General features: G+C 45.3%; 1 pseudogene. It reads right to left on the bottom strand.

Features of this window, described 5'->3' with window-relative positions:
* Positions 1-200: 200 nt before the first annotated feature.
* A pseudogene (locus GMA8713_RS26390) lies at positions 201-554 on the bottom strand (molybdopterin cofactor-binding domain-containing protein); the annotation flags it as partial.

Here is a 554-nt window from a genome sequence, read left to right as displayed (position 1 = left end):
CGTCGAAGATCAAGTCACAGAATCTCTAAAAGCATGGAATAACCGCATTGCACACATACACATGACTAAATTATACGATTAAGAGCATGTCGGTTTTAAAGGAGATGACTACATTAACCTAGTTGTTGGGTTACAATGCAATCATCCTGTCGCAGAGCTAGTTAAGGTTAGACATTTATTTTTTTCAAGCAGAAGACAGCATACGAGATCGCATCTTTGAGCGCACACCACACTGACATACCTAGCATAAATGGTGGTTCACCAACGGCTTTTGAATTAAACACCGTGTCCTCTGGGTTGCTGCGGTTCTCCAGAAGGTGGGTTCTAAAGTCGATAGGCATATCCGCAATCGCTGGGATCTTGTAACTTGCAGGTCCGTTAGTCATTAGGCGACCCTGTTCATTCCAAACCAGCTCTTCGGTTGTTAGCCAGCCCACACCCTGTACAAATCCGACTTCAACCTGACCAATATCGATCGCAGGGTTTAGTGATGCGCCCACATCGTGCAAAATGTCGACGCGCAGGATTTTGTACTCACCTGTCAGCGTATCAAT

The sequence above is a fragment of the Grimontia marina genome (genome assembly GCF_900060185.1).
Classification (GTDB): Bacteria; Pseudomonadota; Gammaproteobacteria; order Enterobacterales; family Vibrionaceae; genus Enterovibrio; species Enterovibrio marinus.
Note: the sequence above shows the minus strand (reverse complement) of the source record. Positions and strands in the feature narration are given on the sequence as shown.